Raw genomic sequence first — 25,940 nt, 5'->3', positions numbered from 1 at the left:
TCAAGATTTTAGGAAATCCAGTAACGCCCCATGAAACTTCTCCGGGGCCTCCAGATGGGGGATATGGCCTACATTCTCCAATTCCACCAGCTTACAATGGGGAATATCCCTGGCAGCGGCCTTTCCTAACTCAGGATATTGTCCCAGGGTTTTCAATACCTCCTCTGGAACAGAACCGCGTCCCAGGGTCGTACGATCCGCCAGACCGATAACTAACAGAGTTGGCGGTTCAATTAAACCAAATTCATGCCGAACCGGTTGCTGGTAAATCATCTGATAGGTTAAGGCCGAAGACTTCGCCCAGCGGGGATATTCTCCACTCAACAGGATGCGGGTACGTACTTCCACATAGGGTTCGTAGATTTCCGGTTTCCACTCTACCACATAATGTTTAAAAAAAGCCCGTATTTTCTCCGGCGTCTGGGTCATCTCATTTTCAATCAGCTTTTCCAAAGACAGAGGGGGAACTTTAAACCGATAATCTTCCAACCCTATGGGGTTTTCCAATATCAGATGGGTAGTCCGTTGGGGATAGTTGCGGGCAAAGCGTACCGCCAGCATTCCACCCATGGAATGCCCCACCACAGCAACTTTTTCAACTTTGAGATGGTCCAGCAATTGGGCCGTGTTGGCAGCTAAAAGATCAAAGCTGTAATGAATATCGGGCTTGGCTGATTTTCCAAAACCGATCTGATCCGGGACAATGACCCTATACCCGGCCTTCGATAAGACCTGGATCGTATTCTCCCAGTAACTTCCGTAGAAATTCTTTCCATGTAAAAGCACAACAGCCCGTCCATTACCCGTACCGGAGGGCTGTACCTCCATATAAGCCATTCGGAGAGGTTGCCCTTCAATCTCCAGGGAGAGATAATGTACGGGATAAGGATAGGGAAGGGACTCCAACGCAATACCAAGGGCCGTAGTATAATTGGGGAACTTTCCTTCCCCGGTCTCGACTCCGGTCGTAGAGGATAAACGGTTACCCAGCAGAAGAACCCCTAACAGACCTATAAGGGCTAAATTTCCCGTGGGTCTCCTTTTTCGCCTGTGGAGGCGCCCATCAAACAAAAAAGACCCGGAAAGAGTAAGGATTAGTTTTTGAAGAAATCTATGTGGCATAGGATAACTCCCTCATTTTAGGTTAAAGTTGAAGGGTGACGGTCAACCAGAATTACCTCTATGTAATTATGCAACCTTTTCCCGGTGAAAAGGTAGAAGAAATTAAACCCTTCGAAGCCACAGGTTTCATTTTGCTTACGCTTCCTTATCTCCACTTCTTCCTTTTTCTTCCTTGACTTTCGCCTTTTATTTGCTATATTGAAAGAAAAATAAAATCTATCCGGTAACTAAAGCCGGGTGGTATTTTAAGCAGCACTTAGAATGAGGGAGCGTACAGGTATGAAGAATCAATTTATCATAGACGGTGACATATTGGATCAGTCTTTTCGTAAATTAAAAAGCGAGATCAAAAGGTTAAGGGAGCTTCAAGCGCCTGTTCCCCAAAAGGGGGATACCATTTTAAAAATAACTTACATCGGTAACGCCAGGAAAAAGGGAATTTCCTTGAGGCAACTTGCCGAATCGATTGTCAAGGTTTTGAGGGGTTCTGCTTTTAATTCACGCAATCCGATTTGTGAACAACAAATTGTTCGAAAGATCGACCCCCAAAATCCCCGGACGATCATTGAGGTAGAAGTTGTGTAGTCGGATTGGATTTTTTCGTTGACGTTTTAGAAAATTATCGCTTATGGTTATAAGGACTGAAAAAATTTTGTAGAGGTAGAAGATGCGGCTAATTTTGGTCCGGCACGGAGAAACCTTATGGAATGAAACCCAGCGCTGTCAAGGCTTCAGCGATATTGAGCTCAGTCCGAGAGGTCGGGAACAGGCCCAACTTTTGGCTTTGACTTTAAAACAGGAACCTGTCCAGGCCATTTATTCAAGCCCTTTGAAACGGGCTTACGAGACGGCCCAAATCATTGCCAGGATGTTACAGGCAACATCCTCACGAACTTTATCTGTGCAGGCAGACGACCAGCTCAAAGAGCTCAATCAGGGTCAGTTAGAGGGATTGACCGCCCAGGAACTTCTGACCCACTATCCCGATCTTATGCGGGAATGGGCTCATCGACCCGCCACCCTGGTGTTACCGGGAGGAGAGTCTTTGGTACAGCTTCAGGAGCGTGCCTGGCAGGCTGTTGAGCGCATTTACAAAGCCCATGCAGGCCAAACCGTGGTGGTGGTGGCCCATAAGTTTACAAATTTAACCATCATTTGTAAGGCTATTGAGTTGGAATTATCCAATTTCAGAAAACTCGGACAAAATTTAGCCGCCAAAACGATCCTCGAATTCGGCGAAAAGGGCCCGGTACTGACCTGTTTAAATGATACGCATCATCTTAACATAGGTGAAAGGGAAAAGACCAAGGGGGAAAGTTAATGTTTCCTTTTCTCTTTTCCTTTTCGTCTTTCATTGTCTGGTGGTATGGACATTACGAATCCGGAGATCGAAAAATATCTAACAGATCTTATCCCGGATCGGGATGAGGTATTACTGGAAATGGAAAAAATAGGATATACGCGGGGGTTTCCCATTGTAGGTCCTCTGGTAGGTCGGTTATTATATCAAATGGTCAGACTCACCGGGGCCAGGAAAATTTTTGAAATGGGTTCCGGGTTCGGTTATTCGGCCTATTGGATGGCTAAAGCCATGAATCATAGGGGAGATGGGTCCTCCGGGGGTAAAATTATTTGCACCGATGGAAAGGCAGAAAATGCCAAACAGGCTATGGAATTTTTTAAGCGAGGAGGGATCGCCGAATATATAGATTTTAGAGTAGGCGATGCCATAGCTATCCTGGAGGCTACCCAGGATACCTTTGATTTGATTTTTAATGATATTGATAAAGAAAGCTATCCTTTGGCTTTTGAGAAGGCCATGAAAAAGTTACGAACCGGGGGGCTCCTGATCACCGACAATGTTCTTTGGTACGGTCGTGTGCTCGATCCTAAAGCGCCGGATGCCAGTACCCGGGGCGTTCAGGAATATAACCGGCTCATCTACCGTTCCGAGGCCCTTATTTCTAATATTATTCCCATTCGGGATGGGGTAGCCATTAGTTTGAAAATACGTTAAACAGGTCCAAAGTTCCAGGTTAAATGAGTTTGGGATTTCAGCCTCTGGACTCTGGACTTCGGACTTTGGGCTTTGGACTTTTTATGATCCAAGATCTACTGAAAAGTCTCGTTCTTAAACAGGATCTCAGCCAACACGATGCGGAAACGGCCATGCGACAGATTATGGCTGGAGAGTTAACTCCTTCCCAAACTGCGGGTTTTCTGGTTGCCCTGACCATGAAGGGGGAAACGGTCGAGGAAATCACCGGTATGACCAAAGTTATGCGGGAATTCAGTGAGAAAGTTCAGGTAGAAGGAGCGGTTCTGGACGTCTGTGGTACCGGAGGAAGTGGTCTTCCCAGGTTTAATGTGTCAACAACCAGTGCTTTTATCCTGGCCGCCGGGGGGGTTAAAGTTGCCAAGCATGGTAACCGGGGAGCAGGGGGAAGATGTGGCAGCTTAGATGTGGTCGAAGGTCTCGGGGCTCAAATCAATTTGGGACCGTCTCAAGTTGAAAAGTGCCTTCAGCAAACCAACCTGGGATTTATCTCGGCTCCACTCTTTCATCCGGCCATGAAAAATGTGGTTCCGGTGCGAAAAGAGCTGGGAATCCGAACCATATTTAACATCCTGGGACCTTTAACAAATCCTGCCGGAGCCCAATATCAGGTCCTGGGGGTCTCTAATCCTCATGTCGCTACCAAAATGTTAGAAGTATTAAGGAAGTTGGGGAGTCAACGGGTGATGGTGGTTCATGGTGAAGATGGGTTAGATGAAATAACCCTAACAGGTAAAACCCTGGTGTGGGAATTACATCAGGGCGAGATTCACAGCTATAGCCTGCAGCCAGAGGATTTTAACATACCCCGTTGTACTTTTGATGAAATAGCCGGTGGAGACGTTCATCAAAATGTCCTCATCGTTCGGGGGATTTTAGAAGGGGCTTATCTAGGCCCTAAACGAGATCTCGTCTTACTCAATGCAGCAGCCGGATTTCTGGTTTATGGAGTCGTCCAAAATCTTAAAGAGGGGTTGGGGCTGGCCCGGGATATCTTAGAAAGTGGTAAGGCACGGGCTAAATTAGAAGCTTACATTGAAGCCAGTCGGAATTGTTAACCAAACAAAAGGGATAAAGGCATAGGGCAAAGGGAGGGTTTCCCCGGCCTTTCCATTTTTTCACCTTACGGGTATGGTTCAAATCAAAATCTGCGGAATCCGAGACCTGGAGACGGCCGGTTTTTGTATTGAGCAGGGAGTAAATTTTCTGGGGTTGGTTTTTTATCCACCCAGCAAGCGTTATATAAATCCCATCGTCGCTCGGGATATTGTCCGGACTTTCCGGGATCAGGTTAAATTTGTGGGTGTGTTCCTGGACTCCCCTCAGGAAGAGGTTAATCGGATTGCAGAGCAGGTAGAACTGGATTATGTTCAGCTTCATGGCAAGGAAAGCCCAGAGTATTGCTGCGAAATCCTCCGACCGGTTATTAAAACCTTTGGAGTGGGTCCCGGGTTTGACTCTACAAAGTTAACATTATATCAACAAAACGTCCCCTACTATCTCTTCGATAACATCCAAGGGGGAAGTGGACAGATTTTTGATTGGACCCGGTTACAAAGGATTACCCGGGAAGTGAAGTTAACTTTTAAAAAACCATTTTTCTTGGCGGGAGGATTAACCCCGGAGAATGTCAGTAAAGCTATTCAAGAGACTTCTCCCATGGCTGTTGATGTAAGTTCTGGTGTTGAAACCGAGGGTCGAAAGGATCCAGCAAAGATTAAGAAATTTGTTGAAAGGGTTCGTGGTTGGGAGTCCGCAGTTCTTAACGGACGGCAGATCACAAACCCTGCAGGATAGATGAAAAGCATAGCTGTTCAAGTTACAAATTATCAAGCTCTACCGGATGAACGGGGTCATTTTGGTATTTATGGAGGGCGTTATGTACCGGAGATGCTTTTTCCTGCCCTGGAAGAATTAGAAGCGGCTTATTTAGAGGCCAAAAAGGATCCGGCGTTTCATAAAGAGCTAAACGATCTTTACACCCATTATTCAGGACGTCCCACGCCGCTTTATTTTTGTTCCAATCTTTCCCGACAACTCCAGGGAGCAAAAATTTATGTAAAAAATGAAGGCCTTAATCATACCGGAGCCCATAAGATCAATCACTGTCTGGGACAGGCTTTATTGGCAAAACGGATGGGCAAGCGAAGGATTATTGCAGAGACAGGGGCCGGGCAGCATGGTCTTGCATCGGCTACGGTTGCGGCCAAGTTTGGGTTTCAATGTGTGATTTATATGGGTGAGGTAGATGTAGCCCGGCAACGTCCCAATGTATTTTGGATGGAGAGGTTAGGTGCCGAGGTTCGACCGGTTACCTTTGGGAACAAAACCCTTACCGATGCGGTAAATGCGGCCCTTAAAGATTGGATTGAGAATGTCCGGGATACCTATTACCTTCTGGGTAGTGCCGTAGGCCCCCATCCTTATCCGACCATCGTCCGGGATTTTCAATCGGTGGTGGGTCGTGAAGTGAGAAAACAGCTCCAGGAACAAGAAGGGCGACTTCCGGATTATATTATTGCCTGCGTCGGCGGAGGAAGTAATGCTATGGGAATTTTTTATGAATTTTTAAATGAGGAAAAGGTCCACCTGATCGGCGTTGAAGCAGGTGGCCGGGGGATTCGGCCGGGGGAGCATGCGGCCCGCTTTCAAGGAGGCCGATTGGGGGTTGTGGAAGGATTTAAATCCTTTTTCCTTCAAGATGAAGACGGTCAGATTATGAAAACCCATAGCGTTTCTGCCGGACTGGATTATGCAGGCGTAGGACCCGAGATCAGCTACCTGTGGGAATCCGGACGGGTTCAGGCTTCCTATGCCACCGATGAAGAAGCCTTAGAGGCTCTTCAGGTCTTAATCCGAACCGAAGGGATTATTCCGGCATTGGAATCGGCCCACGCCGTAGCAGAGGCCATTAAACTGGCTCCGAAACTGGATCGGGATAAAATCATCGTCGTCAATCTCTCCGGACGTGGAGATAAAGATATCTTTATCATTGCCGAAGCCTTAAAGGATATCAAATGGCAGGAGTTTTTGAAAAGTAAAGTTAACCACCCAGAACACGTAACGTAAAATGAGTTATCTGTTGTTCGTTGTTTTTGGATGGAAAGTAACGGTGAAAGGTCTTTGCGGGTAAAGATTCAAAGGATGACTTCAGACTTTACAACGGACAACAGGCAACGGACAAAATGAGGAAACTTTTACAGACCCTTGAAACCCTCCGGCAGAAACGTAAATTGGGGCTTATGACCCATGTGGTAGTGGGATATCCAAGGCTTGAGGAGACGATTCGCCTGGTTAAAGCCATGGAGGAAACGGGCGCAGATCTGATCGAGCTTCAGATGCCTTTTTCAGATCCGGTTGCGGACGGACCTACTATTTTGATAGCGAACAAGGTTTCCTTAGACCAAGGAACGAAAATGCGAGATTGTCTGCGGGTGATGTCCCAATTGTCCGGTGAGATGGAGGCTCCCCTGCTTTTCATGGGATATTATAATCTGATATTTAATTATGGCGTTGAAAAGTTCTGTCAGGATGCGGCCAAAGCCGGGGCTCAGGGTTTAATCGTACCGGATATTCCCCCGGATGAGGAGTCGGAAGAACATTATTACGAAGCCTGTAACCAATACGGCCTGGCCCCAATTATCGTGGTCTCTCCGGCCAGTACAGAGAAACGGCTTAAGATGCTGGCCAACTATGCCAGGGGATTTGTTTATGCTGTATCTCGTTATGGAATCACAGGAGCAAGAGCCGAACTGGCCCCAGAATTGATGGATTACCTGAAACGAGTCAGGCAGTTGATCCACCTCCCTTTAGCCGTAGGATTCGGGATTTCCAAGAAAGAGCATATACAGGCCCTGGCCCCCCATGCCGAGATTGCAGTGGTCGGGAGTGCCTTGATTAATTTGTATAATCAATTGCCTGAAGGGGAGAAAATCGAGGGTATAAAAAAATTTATCCGGGAATTAAAAAATTAGGAAAGTGAGCTCCGGACGGTAGAGGAACCCAAGGATTTCCTTTACGGTCTACCATCCATGTCGACTGTAAATGACCGTTCCATCTATTCTACATAAAATTGTTACCTATAAAAAGAGGGAATTAGAACAAAGGAAAAAGGAAGTTCCCCTGGCCCATCTTAAAGAGCTGGCCAGGGCCGTTGATAAAAGTTCTAATTTTAGAGCGGCTCTTCGACCTTCGGCCCATATTCATTTAATTGCCGAGGTTAAGAAAGCTTCCCCTTCCCAGGGGATCATTCGGGCTGATTTTAATCCCATTGAGATTGCTAAACTTTATGAAGAAAGTGGGGCCGATGCCATCTCCGTCTTGACAGACCGGCATTTTTTCCAAGGAGACCTGGAATACCTTAAACAGATCCACGAAACCGTTCATCTTCCCCTCCTCCGTAAGGACTTCATCTTCGATAGTTATCAGATTTATGAAGCGAAGGCCTTTGGAGCCAGTGCCATTTTGCTTATTGTGGCCCTGTTGGAAGATAATCAATTAAAGGATTTTCTGGCTTTGGCCGGAGACCTTGCCCTGGATTGTCTGGTTGAAATCCATACCCGAGCGGAGCTGGACCGGGTACTTCCTCTGGAAGCTCCTATCCTTGGAATCAATAACCGGGATCTCAACACCTTTTATACGGATTTGGCAACAACCTTTACCCTTCTACCCCATATTCCTCAAGATCGCATCATCGTAAGTGAAAGTGGAATTCACCGTCGGGAGGATGTTTTGGCTTTGAAGGCGGCGGGGGTCCATGGGATTCTGGTGGGAGAAAGTTTGATGAAAAGTCCAGATATCCGAGCCAAAATTAAAGAGCTATGTCCATGATCGGTCAGGTAGGGCCGGCCGCCGACACGCCGTTATTTCTATAACTCCAGACATCGGATAATGGGTAAATCAGAAAAGATACCGGCTATACAAAATAAAAATCAGAATACCGGCCAGTGTGGAAAGTAGCGTAACCGGAAAGCCCACTCTGAAATATTCCCAAAAGCCGATAGGGGCAACGTTTTTAGAAAGTTCGAGCACGATCATATTGGCCACAGATCCGACAATGGTTAGATTTCCGGCAAATGTACTGCTCATGGCTAAAACCAGCCACATGAGTTGAGGATTCATAAACTTACCGATCCAATCTTTAGCCAGCATAACGAAGGGGACGTTGGAAACCAGGTTGGATAAAAGTATAGAAAAAAAACTGAAGCTGATGATCTGCCAGGTCGAGGAAGTTCCAAAGAGGGGACGAATCTTTTCATGAATTATCTCCACAAGGCCAACTTTATTGACCCCTTCCACCACCACGAACAGCCCGGAAAAGAATAAAAGAAGAACCCAATCCACCTGTCTAAAAGCCAGAGTGGGACGTTTATTCGCTAAAATGATGATGGCAACCCCTCCTACAATGGCTACCAGGGGAAGCTCAAAGCCAGCCAGAAATCCAACCAATACCAATGTAGAAACCAGCAGGGATTTAGCCAAAAGTCTTGGACTCACCCGAGGGGAAATTAAATGCAATTCCTCGAAGGCATCCCATCGAATTTCCTTTCTGAACATAAAGGCGATAACCAAAACGTTAATTAAAAGGCTTATGAGCCCTACAGGCAGCATGTAAAGAATAAACTTTCCATAATGCCAGCCTGAAAAGACTCCGATGAGCATATTTTGAGGATTTCCCGTAAGGGTCATCACACTTCCAATATTGGCCGAGGTGGCCAGAGCAATTAAAAAAGGGACCGGATTAAGCCGGGCAATCAAAGTGATGGTTAAAAGAAGGGGGGTCAACATGATACAGATGGTATCATTAACAAACAGGGCTGACAGAATTCCGGAAAGGAACACCAGGGAGATTAACAGGTGAAAAGGGCTCTTAGCGTGGCTTAAAAGCCAATAGGAGAGAAATCGGAAAAACCCGGCCATACGAAGGTAAGCAATGAGGATCATCATCCCCAGTAGCAGCGTAATGGTATTAAAGTCGATGGAGCGATAGGCTTCTTCCAGCGTCATGACCTTCAAGAGAACCATCAGAACAGCACCTAATAAGGCTCCAGCCGGACGATCCAGCTTAATTCCGGGGACTTCTCGGGTCGAGATGAGAACGTAAGTCAGAATAAAAACAAAAAGAGCTTTAAAAACAGTCATGTAGAACGTTGAAGAAATCTTTTTACTACGGTCATCAACTCTTCTGCCTTGAAAGGCTTATTCAGATATTCAATGGACTTAAAGACAGAGGCAGAATTCGGTTTCTCGGTATCAACCCGAGGTCTCATAATGATGGCCGGAAGATTTTGGACCCGTCTTCTTACCCTCCGTTTTTTTATTTCTTCCAGCTCCAGTAAATTTCCATCCAGAATAATAAGATCGATTCGTTTTTCCTTAATTACCTTAATACCTTCAGAACCGTTGGATGCGGTTAAGGCCTGATATCCCTCCCGCTCTAAAAGCTTGGATATTCCGGAGAGAATCATCAGATCACTATCTATGATAAGAATGGTTTCTTTGCCCATAGATTTATGAAAACCCCTTACAAAGGAATGGGTCTAAGGATATCTAGCTTAATGAGAAGGATAATAATGAGCATATATAAAATGGAACAGATCAAAGAGGTCCAGATTTCTTTAGAAGAGAGTCTCTTCGACTGTGCCCGCTTCGTACCGTAATACATTAACCACAGACCTAAGAAATTTGTGGCCCAGTAGGCCACCAGAAAAGCCGGTAAAAACATCGTTGGGAAGAATACTTTCACGATACTGGCAACGAACCAGGCAATAGGGATATTTACAAAGGCATCGTTCCACCAGGAAAGGGGAGAAAGTAACCATCCGAGAAAAGCAATGATCCCTCCTTCCAATACCTTCTTTTTGTTTAGATTTCTGTTCATAGATCCATCTTTATAGAATATGACAAACATATGCAACGTATGTTCTCACCTGAAATTACTTTTTCTTTCCAGATGATTTTTCTAATAAAATAACTCTACGGTAGCTTTATTTAACTTATTACAAAGGCTATTCACTCCGCTACCGGGCAATAAGATATTAAGGGTTAAAATCCCGTAAGAACAGCTTGTTGACAGCCACAAAGTCCTAAAAATCCTTAAAACCCTGTAAGGGTACCCTGTTTTATAAGGCCCTTTTCGACAGGCCTGTCCTGGGTTTTATCCAGGGATTCAGGACAGGTTCTGACAGTTAGAGAATAAGCGCAAGGCCCGCGTCTCTCCGAATCTGTCTAACTTAATACCCTGGCTCTACAGAGGGAAAGTTAAGACTTTAATCCTGTCGGGATGACGTAGCTACCTTTAGGGAGTCATTGAAATTCGGTCACATTGACCGGGTATTTAAAAGTCTTTTATAAAACCCTGCCACATTGGCTGGGATGGTTTCTATTCTTCTACTTTCTAATTTCTAAGACCCTTGTAAAAGCTTGATTTTAATCCTCCAACTTTTAGTCTGTATTAAAAAATTAGCAATAAAATTAACTAGTATCTATTTGGAAGGAAGCCTATTTTATTTTAGAACAGCTCAATTCTATTTTTCAAATAAAGAAAAATCTCCTGAAAGGGTGATTTTTTGTTTAAATGAAAAGGAGGAGCCCATGGTTAAAAAATTATTGACCCTTATTTTAGTGTTAACCTTCCTTTCTGTAGGAATCAGCTATGCTGCAGAAGAGCAACCGGGTATGTCCCAACCTTCAACTTCAGAAACAAAACCTTCGACTTCTGAGAAAAAAGCCCCTTCCAAATCTCGAAGAGCTCCCGGGACTCGAGTTTACGGAATGGTTAAAGAAATGACGGATAATACCCTTAAACTGACTTTAGAAAAAGGGACATCCAGTACGACTCCGGAGGAGATATCTGTAGTTGTTAATGATAAGACCAAGATTCGGGGAGGTAGAGAGGTAAAAACCACGGCAGATATTAAATCTGGTGAGCACGTCATGGTATGGTACCGGGAGGAAGGTGGCCAAAAAGTTGCCACTTCGGTGAGGATTCTTCAGGCTAAGAGAATGAAAGCGAAGGAAGGAGAAAGTATGAAAGGAGGAGAACCTAAAAAAGAGGAATCTTCTACGGGAACAGAAACCGGAACGGAGCAGAATCGCTAATCCGGAGGTATTTTGAAGGAATTTCCAAATGCCGGATGGCCGGGTAGTTCCTGGAGTCGTAGGGCGAAACCATATTTCGCCCTACATGACGTAACGTATTGATGCGTGCTCTGATTTTTCATCTATCCTATCTTGCGAGAAAGTTGTTGACTTACCTTCCCGATTCTTATATTTAATAATCCGGTCCTTTTCACCGCTTGAAAGATTTCAATTAAATTTTTTCATAACCTTACCTTAAGGAGGTATAGTCATGGAGCTGATTAATCCAATCGCTCAACGCTGGCGTCGGGAGGCAACGTTAGATCCTGAAGGATTCTGGGCCCGGGCAGCTGAGCAACTACCCTGGTTTCGCAAGTGGGACCGGGTCTTTGAGTGGAATTTTCCTACCTTTCGCTGGTTCTTGGGTGCCCAGACCAATTTAGCTTACAATTGTTTAGATTACCATATCAACCGGGGTTGGGGGGGACACACGGCCCTGATTTATATCAACGAGCGGGGGGAGCGTCGTCTTTTTACCTACGCCCAACTCCGCCATGAAGTCGAACGTATCGCCGCGGCCCTCAGGGGCATGGGGATTCAGAAGGGGGATCGCATTACCATTTACATGCCCCTCTGTCCCGAAGCGGTTATGCTTATGTTGGCCACAGTCCGAATCGGTGCCATTCACTCTGTGGTTTTTGCGGGTTTTGGGGCCGGAGCCTTGATAGATCGTATTCAAGCCAGTGGTTCACGGTTGGTTTTTACGGCGGATGTTACCTTCCGTAAGGGAAAGGATGTTCACCTTAAGGAGATTGTAGACTCGGCCCTCGAAACGGCCGGTCATAGTGTTACGCAGGTCATCGTTCTGCATCGAACCCGAGACGATATCCCCATGACCCCCGGACGTGATATTTTTTGGTCAGAGTTTCTGGCACGGGCTGCCGATCAATCGGGAGGGTATATTTCCATGGAGGCCAATGAACCGGCTTATATCCTGGCTACTTCGGGGACTACGGCAAAGCCGAAACTGGCCGTCCATACCCATGGAGGCTATTCGGTAGGTATTTACAGCATGGGCCGCTGGTGTTTTAATATGAGACCCACCGATGTGTGGTGGTCTACCTCGGATATTGGCTGGGTTGTTGGCCATAGCTATATTGTATATGCGCCTCTGTTGATCGGTTGCACCACCCTGGCTTATGAAGGGGCTTTGGATCATCCGGGTCCGGAAACACCCTGGCAGATCATAGAGGAATTTGGAGTAACCGGTATTTTCACTTCCCCCACCGCCGTTCGGCTTTTGATGCGCTATGGCGAAGGCCCCTCTCGTAAATCCGATCTTTCCTCCCTGGAACGTATATTTTGTGCCGGTGAGGTATTGAACGCTCCGGCCTGGGAATGGCTACAAAAACAAGTCCTCAACGACCGAATCCCGGTCATAGATCACTGGTGGCAGACAGAAACCGGCGGACCGGTCATCGGTAATCCCTATGGGCTTACCCTGGTTCCCATCAAACCCGGATCGGCAGGCATTCCATTACCCGGAATGGAAATAGCCGTCATGACCCCGGAGGGGGAGCTATGTGCTCCCGGGGAAAAAGGTATTCTGGTTATTCAACGACCTTTCCCGAGTTTAACTCCGGCCCTCTGGGGAGAGCCCGAGCGCTACGGTCGAGATTATTGGAAACGGATACCGAATAAAAATGTTTACTTTACCGGGGATTCGGCTCATCTCGACGAAGATGGTTATGTCTGGTTTGCCGGACGGGCCGACGAAGTGATCAAGATCGCCGCCCATCGCATAGGTACCATTGAGGTTGAAAGTGCGATTCTGAAGCACCCTGCCGTCACCGAAGCCGGTGTAACCGGTCGACCGGATCCGGTTCGTGGAGAAGTCATCTCAGCCTTTGTAGTCCTTAAGCACGGCTATGAACCTTCCCCCCAACTCCGCCAGGAGGTTTTAGAAACCATCCGAAGGGAATTGGGTCCGGTTGCCGTTGTAGGGGATCTCAATTTTGTTAACATGCTACCCAAAACCCGTAGCGGCAAAATTATGCGCCGGGTGCTCAAGGCAGTGGTCCTGGATAAGGAGCCGGGAGATATCACAACTATCGAAGATGAGGGTTCAGTCGGAGAAGCCCGTCAGGCCTGGCAACAGATGAAGGCCGAGATAACAGGGATACCCGGTGAAGAGGTAATCTCTTCGTAGGTAGAAAGTATGGGAGTATGGGAGTATGGAAGTATGGAGGTATATACTGCTATACCCCCATACTCCCATACTTCCACACACGACTTCCCTTTAACGGGTATTATTCTTAAAGGATTGGATAACCTGACGCCAGATAGGATCTTTTTCACCTGGAATAAAGGGAAAATAAAACCGCCCACGATCGACCAAACCGCCGTATCGCCTCTTAATGAGGGTGGGTAACTCGGTCCATGGACCGATAACTGCAAACGCATGGAGCATTTCATCGGTGATAGCCTCTGGAATTTCCTTCCAGCGCCCTTCGCGAGCGAGTTTACTTAATCGGGCCTGTGCATCCTGCCAGTCATGGAGTTCCATGACCCCTTTATAAGCCGGAGTTGAAGCATAAAAACCGATCTGCTGGCGAACCATCTGTTCAATGGCCGATCGATCAGGGTCGTCGGTAGGAATGGCGAAGAAACTTAAACAGATGGTCATATCTTCCCGGGTTCGTCCAGACTTTTCCAGGCCCTTCATAACATTGGGTAAAATCACTTCACGCAGATAATCCGCAGAGGTCAGAGGATGGGCATGGAGTCCATCGCAAACCTCGCCAGCAACCTGACACATGAGAGGATTTACCCCGGCAATATAAATAGGGATTCTGGGATACTCATGGGGTCCTGGATCGAAAAAGGGAGTCATCAGGTTCAGATTGAAAAACTCACCTCTAAAATTCAATGGGGTTCTATTCTGCCAGCACTCCCATAAGGCCCGAATGGCTAAAACAATCTCCCGCATCTTAGCCGCAGGTTTTTCCCATGTTGCACCGAAGCGGCGGGTATTATGGGCCTTGACCTGACTCCCTAAGCCGAGAATAAAACGTCCCCTGGAATATTTTGCTAAATCCCAGGCTATATAAGCTAAATTTCCAGGGCTACGAGCAAAAGCAACGGCTATGGCCGTACCGATCTGGATGTTCCGGGTATGCTCTGCTGCCAGCACCAGGGGTAAAAAGGCATCGTGTTGGGTCTCAGCCGTCCATACGGCATCAAAACCCATCTGCTCAATGGCTTTTACCTGAGCAGGAATATCTTGTAAGTCGAGGGACATGGTATTGGCATCTAGTTTCATAAGAGAACTCCTTTTTTATTTTTCATAAAAAATCATGAATCCACAGCTTATTATGTCGTACCTTTAAGTTTCTTTTTAAATTCTTCCCAGGGAAATGTATTCAAAACTGCTTCTTTAGGAACCCAACCCCTTCGAGCGGTACCGATGCCATATACCATATGGCTCAGGCCTTCCACCTGATGTGCGTCTGGGTTAATGGAGATTTTGACCCCTTTTTCCATGGCCATTTTAAGATGGAGCCAGTAAAGATCCAAACGATGGGGGTGTGCATTGAGTTCCATAGCCACGCCATTTCTTCGAGCCCCTTCCAGCAGAGCCTCCATATCGACTTGATAAGGCTCCCGACTTAGAATAAGCCTTCCGGTTGGATGACCCAGGATGGTTACGTAGGGATTTTCCATGGCTTTCAGAATCCGTCGGGTCATTTCCTCCCGGTTCATTTTAAAGCGACTGTGAACCGACGCAACCACAAAGTCTAATCGGGCCAGCAATGCCTCTTCCAGATCTAAGGTTCCATCTGCCAGGATATCTACTTCCATCCCCTTCAAAACCTGGATTCCCTGGAGTTCCTCATTGACCCGGTCGATTTCTTCCCATTGTTTGAGTAGTCTTTCTTTATCAAGACCATGGGCATAAAAGGCGGCTTTGCTGTGATCCGAGATCCCGATATATTCATAACCGTACTCCTGGGCTGCTTCAGCCATTTCTTGGATAGAGGCAATACCATCGCTCCAATGGGTATGGACATGGAGGAGGCCCCGGATATCCTTTTCTTCTATCAGAGAAGGTAGCTGGCCTTCTCTGGCTGCAACAAGCTCTCCGGTATTTTCCCTTAATTCAGGCGGGATGTAAGGCAGGTCCAAGTGCCAGAAGATTTCTTCCTCGCTTTGACAAATTAGTTTTTGCCCTTCCTTAAATAGTCCCCGATCGTTCAAGATCAGACCCTTTTTAGCGACCAGGTCCTGGACGGCTTTTAGAAAATCCTTGCTACCGGTGGAATAAAAGAGAAAATAGGGATAAATCTCTTCATCGACGAGGTTTAAATCGACAGGAATTCCGTTGGCCAGTCGGGCAACGCATCGACCGGGTTCTCTAGAAAGAATCTGACCTATCTGGGGGAATTGAATAAAAATTTCTAAAACCCTTTCAGGTTCTGAACTGCTGACAACTAAATCAATATCTTTGATGACTTCCTTCCAACGGCGGATTCCTCCGGTTAAACTGATCTGGGTTACAGGAGCCCGATCCTTTAGAAGTTTTTTAAGTTCCAGGGCCGTGGGTAAAGCTTCCCCTAAACGAAACTGATCCCAGGTACTTTTAACAAATTGAATACCCTCCAGGATAGCCTGTTGTGTTTTTTTACCGAACCCGGGTAGCTCTAAGAGTCTATTTTCATGGCAGGCATATTCCAATTCCCCCAGGGTGGTAATTCCGAGTTTTTCATGGAGGATTTTTAGTTTCTTAGGCCCTAAGTGGGGAATTTTAAGAAGTTCAAATAACCCCTCCGGAATAGAGGCTTTTAACTTTTCATAGTACTCCAGACGTCCTGTCTTGACCAATTCCGTTATCTTCTTTTCGATGGCTTCTCCAATCCCCTCAATTTGTCTGAGTTCACCCCTTTCCACTAAAGAGGCCACATCTGTCGTTAAAGCTTCAATACTTCGGGCTGCCTTTTGATAGGCTTTGATTTTGAATGGATTTTCACCCTGGAATTCGAGGGCTGTTGCGATAAAGTTTAAAATGGAAACGATTTCCTGGTTCGTCATAGCATTTCCTTCACTTTGGCTATGATTTCCATAGCTTCGCTCCCGGAAACTGGTTTATCCAGACCGAATTCTGAATCCGAGGCCCCATTCATGATTCCTGCTTGGGAGACACTGACCACCGCCTGATAGTAAATATTTTCCGGCAAAACATCTTTAAAGGGAGTCTCGTGGGTGGGTGCAGGAACCACGGTCAAGGGTTTTGAAAAAGCCTTAAAAATCCGGTCTATGGTAGCAGCCAACTCGCCTCGGGTGACCACTTCATCGGGTTGAAAGGTATGATCCGGGAAAACTTCCATAAGACCATAGGCGGTAACTTTAACAATATACGATTTGGTCGGATGGCCTGCAATATCGGATATGGGTTGAACCCGATAGGCAGAGGCGAGTTCCGGAGAGGCCTTGATTTTTTCTTCCAGATCCAGTCCGATCAAGATCAGAACGGCAAGATCGCTGCGGGTAATAGCCTGGCGGGCGGCAATATCTTGATATTCCTTGGGAACAGGTTTGGCCGTCGAAGCAGATTCCCTTAGTTTCTCCATGAATTCCTGGGCTTGTTTATTTTCCGGATCAAGACCTAAAACTTTCTCAAAATATTCCCGGGCCTTTTCCCGGTCTCCTTTAGCCAACCGGACCCTACCTGCGCCTAAGAGGGCAAAAACAAAGTCGGGATTCATAGCCAAAGCTCTTTGAAAATACTTCTCAGCTTCCTCGTAATCTTGCTTTTCCAAAAAAATATAACCTATTTCGACCAGGGGTCCTACTTGTTGAGGAGAAGAGCGTTGAGCGGCTTGAAATTCTTCCAGGGCGGCATCCAACCGACCCTGTTGCTTAAGCTCAAGTCCTTTCTGAAAGTGGACATCAAAATCGGTGGATTGAAGTGCCTTCAATCTATTGAGAACAACCGGATTCTGCGGACTGATCTCCAGGGCTTTTCGATAAGTTTCCAAAGCTTTCTGACGGTTTCCTTGTTTAACCTGAACAGAACCCAAACCTAAGAGGGTTGGAAGGGACCTGGGATCCAACTCCAGAGCTTCTAAGTAATTCTTCTCGGCCAGTTCGTATTTCTCTTGAGCGGCATAAGCATCCCCTAAGCCTTGAAAAGCCCTGGCGTATTTTGGATTTTTCTGGATGGTCAGATTAAAAAATTGGATGGCCGATTCAAAATTTCCCCGGTTGAGATTCTCAAGTCCTTTATAGTAAGCCTCTTCGGCTGTGGCGGGAATTCTTTGGGTGGGAGGTAGTTTACCGGGGGGAGGTGCCTGGGGTGCAGGACAGGCTGTGAGAAAGAGGAGCAAAGACAAAAGGAAGATGAATTTTTTCATCCTTCTAACCGCCGATAAACACCGATAAACAGAAACTGAGTCGGTGTTTATTTGCGTTAAATTTAATTAATCTTTTTAAAGATCCCTAATACTACGAAATTCTTTTAAAACCCGGGTATAATCGTCTCGTTTAAAAACTCCCAAACTTGAGGAACTTCTTCTCCTGACCTTTTTCACATCCCGAATCTCCTCTGTCGTTGTTGATAACTTCGAATGGCCCTTAGAAAATCGATTTTTCTAAAAGCCGGCCAGTTTACATCACAGAAGTAGAACTCGCTATAAGCACTTTGCCAGAGTAGAAATCCACTTAATCGAATCTCCCCACTGGTCCGAATAATCAAATCGGGATCTGGTAAGTCATAGGTGTACAGATACTTACTGATTTCATCGGGTGTAAGGCTGTTTACAATGGTTTCAAGGGATTCGTCTTGTACCAGGCGAGCTTCCAGAAGCTTTTTGATGGCATCTACAATTTCTTGTCTTCCTCCATATCCAACGGCAATATTAAGAAAGAAAGATCGATAATTCCGGGTTACCTCTTCGGCATAAGCAATGGCCTGTCGGGTAGACTCGGGAAGGAGCTCCATTTTTCCGACGGCCCGTACTCGAACCTGTTTTCGGTGGGTCCAGGGGCTCTGGGCAATGGAGAGAATTTTATTTTCGATAACCTGGAGTAGCTGGGTTAATTGCTCTGCTTCACGAAATAAATTCTCGGTCGATAAAACCCAGATGGTAAGCATCTTAATATTCAGTTCTTCGCACCAGCATAAAACCTCGTCTAGTTTATCAGCCCCCTTTTTGTATCCTTCCGACAGGTTTTCTAATTTTTTTTCCCGGGCGTATCGACGATTTCCATCTAAAATAAGTCCTACATGATAGGGTCGTCGATCCTTCTTAACTTCTGAGAGGAGTTTTTTTTCATACAAATGATAAAGAAGGGGTGTGAATCCTTGCAACATGTCCAATTAAAAACCGTGGGCAATGGATAGCAGACCGTGGATCGTCCGTCGTAGCAAGAGGGGGGATCCCCTGCTTCTTGCTTATCGTTTACGGTCCACAGTCTACCATCCCCAGTATTACGGAGTTCCTGTTACGCGAATAACCTCTTCCAGAGTCGTAATACCTTCCAGCATCTTCTGAAAAGCACTTTGCCTTAGGGTTTTCATTCCGTTTTGAATCGCCAATTTTTTAATATCCTCTGAACCGGCACGGACCCTAATCAGTTCTCGAATTTTTTCATTAATCGCCATAATTTCAAAAATCCCGACTCTGCCTAAATAACCGGTTCCTCGGCAAGAGGTACATCCCATACCTCGCTTGAGTTGTAAAGGCTTATGATGAAACATCTTTATAGGAATCGCCGAATTTAAGAGTGTGATTTCTTTTGCATCGGCTAAGTAAGCTTTTTCACAGTAAGGGCAGATTCGACGAACCAGACGTTGAGCTACAACCCCTATCAGGGAGGACTCGATGAGAAAAGGTTCAATCCCCATATCCATGAGGCGGGTTATAGCCGAAGGAGCATCGTTGGTATGAAGGGTACTAAACACCAGATGTCCGGTTAAAGCTGCATGAATGGCATTCTCAGCCGTTTCACGGTCTCTAATTTCTCCTACCATGATAACATCCGGGTCTTGACGCAAAATATTCCGCAGACAGGAATCAAAGGTAATTCCTACACCGGGCTGGACGGCCACCTGATTAAATTCTTCATAGATCATTTCAATAGGATCTTCAATGGTTACAATGTTGATCTCTGGAGAGGATAATTTGGCCAGGCTGGAATACAGGGTTGTGGTCTTACCACTTCCGGTAGGTCCGGTAAGAAGTATAATTCCATGGGGACAATCCAGAAAGGAAAGATACTGATCTACATCCTCGGGTGGAAATCCAAGATGCTCAATTTTCTGAATCAACATATCCGGGTCCAGAATTCGAATAACGACCTTTTCGTCAAAAGCAACCGGCAAAGTAGAAACCCGGAGTTCCATGTGCTTGTCCTTATATTTGGTCTTAATTCGCCCATCTTGGGGGCGGCGCTTTTCGGCTATATCCATACGAGATAAAGTTTTAATTCGGGATACAAAGGCCGCATGAACGGCTTTGGGCATCTGATGTACATTATGTAAAATCCCATCAATTCTCAACCGGATTTGACTATATTTTCTTTTGGGTTCAATGTGAATATCGCTTGCCCGTTGTTCAAAGGCATAATTAAACAGTAAATTAACGGCATTAATAATGTGGCGCTCGGTTAACTGGGTCCCCACCTCCGTGTATTGCTCCAGATTTGAAATATCAATCCGATGTCCCAATTCCCCTTCTGCTGCCTTTACAGAGAGTTTAAATCCAAAGAATTCCTTGATGATTTTATGAATGTCACTCCGGGTACTGATCACCAATTCCAGTTTCATACCACTGACCCGCTGAATATTTTCCAGAGTTTCTACATCCCAGGGATCTATGGTGGCAATGGTCAAGACCGTTTCATCGGGAGTGACGACAATGGGGAGTATATTATGCCGGCGGGCAAAGGGTTCGGGTATATAGGAAGTAACAACATCTAAATCTAATTTAAGGGGATCGATCTTAAGAAAGGGTAATCCCCAATATTTCGCCATGCAACGCATAATAACTTCTTCGGTGATCAGCTTCGTCTGATCCGATGCCATTTTCAACTGCATGAACGCAATAACATCTACAATATGGGGAGGAGTTCCCTGACCGTTCTCCCCTTCTTTAGCTAATTTACTCTGGAGGGTTCGGGTATAGTCGGATTCCCGTGATTTTATAAAATCCCTTTGTTTATCGGTCAGTAAACCCTCTTTACATAAAACTTCACAAACGAGATCCGTTGTTAAACGGGGGGACATGGTTATTAGAGACAGAGAAACATGGGAACACGCAGACGCAGTCCCATTGAAAAACTCACCGCACCCTTGTATACCCACGTTCCCCTACAGGCATCTGCCCGCCTAAGCTCCACAAATTTTACTAAGAATCTATTCAACTCCACAGAGACTGTCAATAAAAAAGCCTTTAAAAATAGGAAGAAGCTCCAGGTCAAAATGATCCTGTTGAACTCCATTGCAAAGATGAGGCCTGTCAAAATAAGCATGATTTAAGGGAAATCTTTTCAAATCCTGCCAGATTGGCAGGGTTTATAAAATATTTCCGGGAAAAAGCTATATTCCAGCTGGTAAATATTTTCCTGATTGAAGGCGAAAAGGCTAAAAATCTCGACTTCAGATCAACAAAAGGAGGGGGAAAAACAGATCTAAAATGGAACTTTTGAGATGGTATGAAATACGCAATAGATAAAAGAAAGAGCGGAAAAGTTAAAAGAGTTAAGGTATCTTAAAAGATGAAGAGGAAAGATCTACTATGTTAAGGGAGAAAAACTTATTGATGAGACGAGGGTTCGTGATGTACCTGGTAGGGTTGTTTTATCTCTTATCATTGGGAGAGAGTGCTGAGGCCAGGAGCTTTATTCCTGGGTTGTCCATAAAATCTATAAAAAAATCTGCCCATTCCCAAAAGATTGATTTCAGGGAATATGCCTTTAACGAAGGAACAGATTATGAAAAATCTTTCCAAGAAGCTCAAGAATCTATCCCACTTTCTGAATTGGTGATCTGGCAAGATGATTTTAAAGATCCTTCTCAGAGCGGGTTTGTTTCCGTTACAAAGATGAAAGATTTTGATGGAAACCCTGTTAATCTTGAGCAATCTTTACAAATCTTTGGAATAGATTTTGATGGAGATCTCCAGGAAGAGATTCTCCTGGTCCCCAGAGTTATATCAGGAAATTATTATCGGGCGACGATCCTTAAAAAATTTTTCGATTACTACCAACCCATTGCAGTCTCCGAAATAACAGGGGATTTTTACTATGTCGTAGATATTCGGGATCTCAACCAGGATCAACGTCCTGATCTCATTTTAGGATGTTCCTCAGGAGCCAGTAGTTATCAGGATATTCGCGAGATCTTCTGGTTTTCCGGGGATCACCTTCAAACCGAGGTATTTAACCAATGGGTACGCCTTCGGGATTTTAACCAGGATGGAATTTTCGAACTTTTGGTAGATTCGGTGGGTGGAACTTCTGGATCTCATTCCCAATGGGCTTACTGGACGGATATCTATGTATGGAATGGCCAGAGATATGAAAAGGACAATGCCCGATATCCAGAATACTATAAGGAAGAACTGATTCCGGGCTATCTTTCAGAGATTCTTTCTTACTCGGAAAGTTCTACCGAGAACCTGATGATCATTATGGATCGTGTGATCCTTATTCAACAGGCTGAAAATATCATCCAGTCTGGACAACCTGAAATAAATTCAGGTTTTTCATATCCGGTTAAAGCAAGACTCCGAAATCAGCAGAGACAGGAACTCTAAACGACCCACATAAAGGCTTCGGGAGAACTCGCCAGGCCGCCTTGAAGAGGCGGCCTTATTTTTTTAGTGTTCCATTCTGAAACTGAGATCCATTAGGAAAAATTAATCCAACTGTTCAAAAAACCTTGACTAACTTAAGAACCTTGTCTACTCTATCAGTTAGAAAACAAGGACACAGAACTTAAATTTCCTCTTAGGAAAACCTGAATCAGGAGACTCAACGGGAATCTTTACTTAAGCGAATCCATGGATATACGAGCTATTAAAGCGGCCCTTTCGGATAAATCCGAGAATTTAGGAGATGGATTGATTCTGGTCGATGAGAATAATCGGGTCAGGGTTTTCAATTCCAATGTTGAACAGTTATTTAGCATTCGTGGCAAGGAAGCCAGGAATCGTAAAATTGATGAAATTATCCCCCAGGCCAACTTACTGGCGTTATTCTCTAAAGCCCTCAAAGAACGTGTGGTTTTAAGCAATGTAGAAGTTATCCTGACCGAACCGCAGGAGCGAATCTTAAATATCAATATCATACCTATTTTTAGTGAGGAAGACCGACACTATCGCGGAGCTTTGTTGCTGATCACCGACGTGACCCAAAAAATCATGCTTATTGAAAAAATAGTTCACCAGAGTCGGTTGTTCACCGTAAGCAGTCTGGCCAACTGGGTAGCCCATGAGATCCGTAATCCTTTGACCTCTATGAATGTCCATTTTGAGCTTCTGAAAAGCGAGATAGAAGAGATTAAAAACAGATCCCCCGAAGTAGATCATCTGATTGCGACCTTACAAGAAGAAATTCTGAGATTAGATCGAAATTTAAGTAGTTTTTTAAACTCGGGTCGGCTTCCTCCTCCTGAGAAAGTTTCCCTTCAGATTAACCAGGTTATTAAATCGGTAGTGGATTTTCAATATCCGGTAGCCCGTTTGTCTAAGGTAATTATCCAAACAGAACTGGAGGAAGGACTTCCTCTCATAGAGCTGGATGAAGATCAGTTCAGGCTTGTCCTGCTCAATCTGATTCGAAATGCCATCCAGGCCATGCCGGAAGGGGGAAACTTGAAAATCCTGACCCGAAGGGTTGAAAAGTATATTGAGGTGGAAGTTTCAGATACCGGATGTGGAATTCCTAAAGAAGATTTAGAAAAGATTTTTGATTTTTTATATACGACTAAAGAACAAGGTTCGGGTTTGGGTTTGCCGATTGCTCAAAAAATCGTCCGAAGTCATAACGGCAAAATTGAGGTTGTTAGCGAGAAAGGTAAAGGAACAACTTTTATCATCAAACTTCCCATCAGTTCAGAAAAATAGCCGGTAGTAGCAACTGGAGTCGTTTTTACAGAGGATGAACGACTCAGATTGTTACCATCTATAAAGCCATAAAATTAAAGGGAGGGAGAGCCTTGAAAAAAACCATTTTAATTGCCGAAGATGACGTCAATGTAGCTGATGGGTTGGGTCAATATTTGAAAAAGAAAGACTACGAAGTCATTGTGGTCTATGATGGGCTGAGTGCCCTGGAAATAGCTAAAAAGGAAGACGTTAATCTTTTATTAACAGATCTACTTCTTTCTAAATTATATGGTCTGGATCTGATTCGGGAGATTAAAAAAGAAAAGCCGGATATCCAATTCATTATGATGACGGCTTTTGGAGATATCGAACTGGCCGTTCAGGCCATGAAAGAAGGAGCCTATGATTTTCTTACAAAACCTCTGGATCTGCGGAAGTTGGGAATTCTTATTGAGAAAGCTTTAGAGGTTCAGGTTCTTTCACTCCGAAACAGACAGTTACAGCAAACCTTAGAGGCCAACTATACGTTTTCCAACGTTATTGGTCGAAGTAGCCTTATGAAAAAGGTTTTCGAGATCGTTCGGCAGGTCTCTCCCCGGCGAAGTAATGTACTGATTTACGGAGAAAGTGGTACCGGAAAAGAACTTATTGCCAATGCCATCCATTACAACAGTCCTCGTGCTTCGATGCCTTTTATCAAGGTTAATTGTGGGGCTTTAAGTGAAGGTGTTTTAGAAAGCGAATTATTTGGACATGAAAGGGGAGCTTTTACCGGAGCCGTTTCAAAAAGAAAGGGGAGATTTGAATTGGCCCACGGAGGGACCATCTTTTTAGATGAGGTCAGTGAAATGTCCCCTACAACCCAGGTTAAACTTTTAAGAGTTTTACAAGAAGGAGAGTTTGAACGGGTTGGTGGCGATAAAACTCTCAAGGTAGATATCCGGGTCATTGCAGCAACTAACAAAGACCTCTGGGCGGCTGTTAAAGCAGGTAAGTTTCGTGAAGACCTTTTCTACCGACTAAATGTGGTTAAGATCGATTTACCTCCGCTCCGGGAGCGGAAAGAAGATATACCTTTTTTAGTAACCCATTTTATAGAAAAATTTAATAAAAAACACGACCTGGCTATTCAGGGAATTAATCATAAAGCCCTGGATCTTTTGTCCCTCTATGACTGGCCTGGAAATGTAAGAGAATTAGAGAACTGTATAGAATCCGCCATGTTATCTACCAATGGAAACTATATCCTTCCCGTAAATTTACCCGCCTATGTAAAAACACCGTCCCGGAATGAAAAAAGTATTGTGATTCAGATCGGAACCCCCCTGGCAGAAATCGAACGATTGGTTTATAAAAAAACCCTGGAAGAAACCAAAGGAAATAAAACTAAGGCAGCGAGATTATTAGGAGTTGGGGTCAGAACGGTCCACCGAAAAGCCCTGGAGTATGGATTATAAGAATGTTAGATCTCCTATCTGTCTACCTTGAACAGTTTACCTATGCAGGTATTTTTGTGGTTTTATTACTCTGTGGTCTGGGTCTCCCTCTTCCGGAAGAAACCGTTATTGTAGCCGGAGGATTCCTGGCCTATAAAGGGTACACAAACCTTTATATGACCATAGTTGTCCTGGTTATAGGAGCACTAACCGGCGATGGAATCATTTATCTGCTGGGTCGGAAATGGGGAGATCGGGTCTTAGGGATTAAATTTCTGCATACCTTCTTAACCAAAGATAAAATCCAGAAAACCAGGGAGTATTTCGACAAATATGGAGATAAGGCGGTTTTTCTGGCCCGATTTTTTGCCGGAATTCGACCGGTAACTTTTTTTATGGCCGGGACCATGGGGATGAAACCAAAAATGTTCCTCTTGATGGATGGACTGGCATCGGTGATAAGTATCCCCCTTAATACCACTCTGGTTTACTATCTGGGAGCCGACATTGAGCACCTGGTCCTGACCCTTAGAAGAGTGAATCGAACCTTAATACTTGTTCTCTGTCTGATCTGCCTTCTCTGGCTCCTTTATCAACAAAAAAAAAGGTATAGTCCAGGCCAGCCTTCCTGTCCAAAAGAGTAAGAATAGCCTAGATTCTCCCAGGTCCATTATCCTGAATTTCGATTTTGAAACTTAGAAAAAAACAAATCATAGATTTATCCCGGACAACTATAATTTATAAAGAAAGTTAAAGAAACCCCTTGCTAATTTTGAAAAGAGCAAGTAACATGGTAGGCACCTATTGGATTTCAAACCGGAACGGTGGGTAAGTCGAGATTGGAAAGAAAGTGGAAGAAGCTGTTGATAATGTTAAAGCCAGATGCTATATTAAGTTTACGGAAGTAGTTATAAACTCATGAAATAAGTGTTTCATTTTTTGTTCTTTGAAAAGTTTAAGTAAAGAAGTAACTGAGTATCTGAAGCCTAAAGTTGTACAGTCAAGTTACTAAGAGCAGGCGGTGGATGCCTTGGGGCTAAGAAGCGAAGAAGGGCGTGGCAAGCTGCGAAAAGCTCTGGGGAGCCGCAAGCGGGCTTTGATCCAGAGATACCCGAATGGGGCAACCTGCCGGAGTAATGA

Annotated in this window: 23 protein-coding genes and 1 rRNA gene; 15 read left to right on the top strand and 9 right to left on the bottom strand. The window is 45.0% G+C overall.

Translation table 11 applies throughout. The annotated features are described in order from the left end of the window. Positions 1-1,122 (bottom strand): alpha/beta hydrolase, encoded by a 1,122-nt coding sequence (locus tag VNM22_13705; GenBank protein ID HWP48215.1) that lies wholly within the window; start codon positions 1,120-1,122, stop codon positions 1-3. Between the two features lie 279 nt (positions 1,123-1,401). On the opposite strand from VNM22_13705, the gene VNM22_13700 reads away from it, so the two are divergent. The 8 genes from VNM22_13700 (at position 1,402) to trpC (ending at position 8,008) form a co-directional block, all read left to right on the top strand. Next, positions 1,402-1,707: a hypothetical protein gene (locus VNM22_13700; protein HWP48214.1), complete on the top strand. Its 306-nt coding sequence runs from the start codon at positions 1,402-1,404 to the stop codon at positions 1,705-1,707. A gap of 82 nt (positions 1,708-1,789) precedes the next feature. Further along, positions 1,790-2,443 carry a histidine phosphatase family protein gene (locus tag VNM22_13695; GenBank protein ID HWP48213.1) on the top strand — a complete coding sequence of 218 codons (654 nt, stop codon included), beginning with the start codon at positions 1,790-1,792 and terminating at the stop codon, positions 2,441-2,443. 45 nt (positions 2,444-2,488) lie between these two features. Next, positions 2,489-3,139, top strand: coding sequence for an O-methyltransferase (locus VNM22_13690; GenBank protein HWP48212.1), 651 nt, complete (start codon positions 2,489-2,491; stop codon positions 3,137-3,139). A gap of 83 nt (positions 3,140-3,222) precedes the next feature. Next, entirely contained in the window at positions 3,223-4,236 is a 1,014-nt protein-coding gene (gene trpD, locus VNM22_13685) for an anthranilate phosphoribosyltransferase (GenBank protein ID HWP48211.1), read from the top strand. A 73-nt stretch (positions 4,237-4,309) separates the two neighbouring features. Continuing rightward, complete coding sequence (locus VNM22_13680) at positions 4,310-4,975, top strand: phosphoribosylanthranilate isomerase (protein HWP48210.1); 666 nt, start codon at positions 4,310-4,312, stop codon at positions 4,973-4,975. After that, positions 4,976-6,247 (top strand): tryptophan synthase subunit beta, encoded by a 1,272-nt coding sequence (gene trpB, locus VNM22_13675; GenBank protein HWP48209.1) that lies wholly within the window; start codon positions 4,976-4,978, stop codon positions 6,245-6,247. It abuts the gene before it with no gap. A 116-nt stretch (positions 6,248-6,363) separates the two neighbouring features. Further along, a complete protein-coding gene (trpA, locus tag VNM22_13670; GenBank protein HWP48208.1) occupies positions 6,364-7,152 on the top strand; it encodes a tryptophan synthase subunit alpha in 789 nt (262 codons plus the stop codon). 70 nt (positions 7,153-7,222) lie between these two features. After that, entirely contained in the window at positions 7,223-8,008 is a 786-nt protein-coding gene (gene trpC / locus VNM22_13665; GenBank protein ID HWP48207.1) for an indole-3-glycerol phosphate synthase TrpC, read from the top strand. 69 nt (positions 8,009-8,077) lie between these two features. Here the strand turns inward: trpC and VNM22_13660 are convergent, their stop codons facing one another. From VNM22_13660 to VNM22_13650, 3 genes are read right to left on the bottom strand one after another with little or no spacing between them, the layout of a single operon-like run. Continuing rightward, positions 8,078-9,319: an anion transporter gene (locus tag VNM22_13660; GenBank protein ID HWP48206.1), complete on the bottom strand. Its 1,242-nt coding sequence runs from the start codon at positions 9,317-9,319 to the stop codon at positions 8,078-8,080. Further along, the gene (locus VNM22_13655; protein HWP48205.1) at positions 9,316-9,684 is read right to left on the bottom strand and encodes a response regulator; all 369 of its coding nucleotides are present in this window, start codon (positions 9,682-9,684) and stop codon (positions 9,316-9,318) included. The genes VNM22_13660 and VNM22_13655 overlap by 4 nt, the downstream gene beginning before the upstream one ends. Before the next feature lie 17 nt (positions 9,685-9,701). Beyond that, on the bottom strand, positions 9,702-10,058 hold the full coding sequence (locus VNM22_13650; GenBank protein ID HWP48204.1) for a hypothetical protein: 357 nt from the start codon (positions 10,056-10,058) through the stop codon (positions 9,702-9,704). 713 nt (positions 10,059-10,771) lie between these two features. Here VNM22_13650 and VNM22_13645 point away from each other — a divergent pair. Both VNM22_13645 and VNM22_13640 read left to right on the top strand, forming a co-directional pair. Next, on the top strand, positions 10,772-11,278 hold the full coding sequence (locus VNM22_13645; protein HWP48203.1) for a hypothetical protein: 507 nt from the start codon (positions 10,772-10,774) through the stop codon (positions 11,276-11,278). 250 nt (positions 11,279-11,528) lie between these two features. Next, positions 11,529-13,466, top strand: a complete 1,938-nt coding sequence (locus VNM22_13640; GenBank protein HWP48202.1) for an acetate--CoA ligase — start codon at positions 11,529-11,531, stop codon at positions 13,464-13,466. Between the two features lie 90 nt (positions 13,467-13,556). Here VNM22_13640 and VNM22_13635 read toward each other — a convergent pair whose 3' ends face one another. The 5 genes from VNM22_13635 to VNM22_13615 form a co-directional block, all read right to left on the bottom strand. After that, positions 13,557-14,579 (bottom strand): TIGR03617 family F420-dependent LLM class oxidoreductase, encoded by a 1,023-nt coding sequence (locus tag VNM22_13635; GenBank protein HWP48201.1) that lies wholly within the window; start codon positions 14,577-14,579, stop codon positions 13,557-13,559. Positions 14,580-14,629: 50 nt separating this feature from the next. Further along, positions 14,630-16,345, bottom strand: a complete 1,716-nt coding sequence (polX, locus tag VNM22_13630) for a DNA polymerase/3'-5' exonuclease PolX (protein HWP48200.1) — start codon at positions 16,343-16,345, stop codon at positions 14,630-14,632. Next, on the bottom strand, positions 16,342-17,667 hold the full coding sequence (locus tag VNM22_13625; GenBank protein HWP48199.1) for a tetratricopeptide repeat protein: 1,326 nt from the start codon (positions 17,665-17,667) through the stop codon (positions 16,342-16,344). Before VNM22_13625 ends, polX begins: the two co-directional genes overlap by 4 nt. Before the next feature lie 173 nt (positions 17,668-17,840). Beyond that, the gene (gene uppS / locus VNM22_13620; protein HWP48198.1) at positions 17,841-18,626 is read right to left on the bottom strand and encodes a polyprenyl diphosphate synthase; all 786 of its coding nucleotides are present in this window, start codon (positions 18,624-18,626) and stop codon (positions 17,841-17,843) included. Between the two features lie 117 nt (positions 18,627-18,743). Further along, positions 18,744-20,540 (bottom strand): GspE/PulE family protein, encoded by a 1,797-nt coding sequence (locus VNM22_13615; GenBank protein HWP48197.1) that lies wholly within the window; start codon positions 20,538-20,540, stop codon positions 18,744-18,746. A gap of 535 nt (positions 20,541-21,075) precedes the next feature. Here VNM22_13615 and VNM22_13610 point away from each other — a divergent pair. The 5 genes from VNM22_13610 to VNM22_13590 all read left to right on the top strand — a co-directional run. Beyond that, complete coding sequence (locus tag VNM22_13610; GenBank protein ID HWP48196.1) at positions 21,076-22,071, top strand: hypothetical protein; 996 nt, start codon at positions 21,076-21,078, stop codon at positions 22,069-22,071. 246 nt (positions 22,072-22,317) lie between these two features. Next, positions 22,318-23,382, top strand: coding sequence for an ATP-binding protein (locus VNM22_13605; protein HWP48195.1), 1,065 nt, complete (start codon positions 22,318-22,320; stop codon positions 23,380-23,382). Between the two features lie 92 nt (positions 23,383-23,474). Next, positions 23,475-24,821 carry a sigma-54 dependent transcriptional regulator gene (locus VNM22_13600; protein HWP48194.1) on the top strand — a complete coding sequence of 449 codons (1,347 nt, stop codon included), beginning with the start codon at positions 23,475-23,477 and terminating at the stop codon, positions 24,819-24,821. Positions 24,822-24,823: 2 nt separating this feature from the next. Next, entirely contained in the window at positions 24,824-25,444 is a 621-nt protein-coding gene (locus VNM22_13595) for a DedA family protein (GenBank protein ID HWP48193.1), read from the top strand. Between the two features lie 354 nt (positions 25,445-25,798). Beyond that, positions 25,799-25,940: ribosomal RNA gene (locus tag VNM22_13590) — 23S ribosomal RNA — on the top strand; the annotation flags it as partial.

The sequence above is a fragment of the Candidatus Limnocylindrales bacterium genome, assembly GCA_035559535.1.
GTDB lineage: Bacteria > Moduliflexota > Moduliflexia > Moduliflexales > JAUQPW01 > JAUQPW01.
Note: the sequence above shows the minus strand (reverse complement) of the source record. Positions and strands in the feature narration are given on the sequence as shown.

What these genes read in the sequence shown, in the direction of transcription:
- VNM22_13635 (HWP48201.1), bottom strand. Translation starts at nt 14,579, where the DNA reads ATGAAACTAGATGCCAATACCATGTCCCTCGACTTACAAGATATTCCT.
- trpD (HWP48211.1), top strand. Translation starts at nt 3,223, where the DNA reads ATGATCCAAGATCTACTGAAAAGTCTCGTTCTTAAACAGGATCTCAGC.
- VNM22_13610 (HWP48196.1), top strand. Translation starts at nt 21,076, where the DNA reads ATGAGACGAGGGTTCGTGATGTACCTGGTAGGGTTGTTTTATCTCTTA.
- VNM22_13615 (HWP48197.1), bottom strand. Translation starts at nt 20,540, where the DNA reads ATGTCCCCCCGTTTAACAACGGATCTCGTTTGTGAAGTTTTATGTAAA.
- VNM22_13595 (HWP48193.1), top strand. Translation starts at nt 24,824, where the DNA reads ATGTTAGATCTCCTATCTGTCTACCTTGAACAGTTTACCTATGCAGGT.
- VNM22_13680 (HWP48210.1), top strand. Translation starts at nt 4,310, where the DNA reads ATGGTTCAAATCAAAATCTGCGGAATCCGAGACCTGGAGACGGCCGGT.
- VNM22_13625 (HWP48199.1), bottom strand. Translation starts at nt 17,667, where the DNA reads ATGAAAAAATTCATCTTCCTTTTGTCTTTGCTCCTCTTTCTCACAGCC.
- polX (HWP48200.1), bottom strand. Translation starts at nt 16,345, where the DNA reads ATGACGAACCAGGAAATCGTTTCCATTTTAAACTTTATCGCAACAGCC.
- trpC (HWP48207.1), top strand. Translation starts at nt 7,223, where the DNA reads ATGACCGTTCCATCTATTCTACATAAAATTGTTACCTATAAAAAGAGG.
- VNM22_13605 (HWP48195.1), top strand. Translation starts at nt 22,318, where the DNA reads ATGGATATACGAGCTATTAAAGCGGCCCTTTCGGATAAATCCGAGAAT.
- VNM22_13700 (HWP48214.1), top strand. Translation starts at nt 1,402, where the DNA reads ATGAAGAATCAATTTATCATAGACGGTGACATATTGGATCAGTCTTTT.
- VNM22_13660 (HWP48206.1), bottom strand. Translation starts at nt 9,319, where the DNA reads ATGACTGTTTTTAAAGCTCTTTTTGTTTTTATTCTGACTTACGTTCTC.
- VNM22_13650 (HWP48204.1), bottom strand. Translation starts at nt 10,058, where the DNA reads ATGAACAGAAATCTAAACAAAAAGAAGGTATTGGAAGGAGGGATCATT.
- trpB (HWP48209.1), top strand. Translation starts at nt 4,976, where the DNA reads ATGAAAAGCATAGCTGTTCAAGTTACAAATTATCAAGCTCTACCGGAT.
- VNM22_13705 (HWP48215.1), bottom strand. Translation starts at nt 1,122, where the DNA reads ATGCCACATAGATTTCTTCAAAAACTAATCCTTACTCTTTCCGGGTCT.
- uppS (HWP48198.1), bottom strand. Translation starts at nt 18,626, where the DNA reads ATGTTGCAAGGATTCACACCCCTTCTTTATCATTTGTATGAAAAAAAA.
- VNM22_13695 (HWP48213.1), top strand. Translation starts at nt 1,790, where the DNA reads ATGCGGCTAATTTTGGTCCGGCACGGAGAAACCTTATGGAATGAAACC.
- VNM22_13645 (HWP48203.1), top strand. Translation starts at nt 10,772, where the DNA reads ATGGTTAAAAAATTATTGACCCTTATTTTAGTGTTAACCTTCCTTTCT.
- VNM22_13655 (HWP48205.1), bottom strand. Translation starts at nt 9,684, where the DNA reads ATGGGCAAAGAAACCATTCTTATCATAGATAGTGATCTGATGATTCTC.
- trpA (HWP48208.1), top strand. Translation starts at nt 6,364, where the DNA reads ATGAGGAAACTTTTACAGACCCTTGAAACCCTCCGGCAGAAACGTAAA.
- VNM22_13640 (HWP48202.1), top strand. Translation starts at nt 11,529, where the DNA reads ATGGAGCTGATTAATCCAATCGCTCAACGCTGGCGTCGGGAGGCAACG.
- VNM22_13690 (HWP48212.1), top strand. Translation starts at nt 2,489, where the DNA reads ATGGACATTACGAATCCGGAGATCGAAAAATATCTAACAGATCTTATC.